Source organism: Pseudoalteromonas sp. S408 (assembly GCF_005886645.1).
Lineage (GTDB): Bacteria > Pseudomonadota > Gammaproteobacteria > Enterobacterales > Alteromonadaceae > Pseudoalteromonas.
In genome coordinates, this window is sequence record NZ_PNDY01000082.1 from 1 (window position 1) to 319 (window position 319).

General features: G+C 60.5%; 1 protein-coding gene. It reads left to right on the forward strand.

Annotated elements, in window-relative coordinates; genetic code table 11:
- Positions 1-319: hypothetical protein (locus CWB62_RS18715; RefSeq protein ID WP_171036805.1), on the forward strand; the 319-nt coding region annotated here is incomplete at both ends.

Sequence of the window (319 nt, forward strand, 5' to 3'; positions counted from 1 at the left end):
TGATGGTCAATTTCCGTCAGCTGGAGCAGAGCCAGGATGTCGGGCTGTGCTGGATGCCGACCACGCGTCTCTCGCAGCTTGAGCCCTACAGTGTCGTGACGGCGCTGATTCGCTGGCGTCTGGACGGCAATATCGATCGCGAAAGCGTCGAGCAGCTGTTCGAGTCTTCCGAGGCGTTGCAGGGCATCAGCGAGGAAGTGCGTCGCTCTTTCCATGCGGTGCTCGGCACGGCGGAAGATACTGCCGAAGATGAAGTGCTGATCCAGTCCAGCGAGACGGTCGAACGCGTCGTGCGCGTGCTGCATCTGGTGATCGAGAA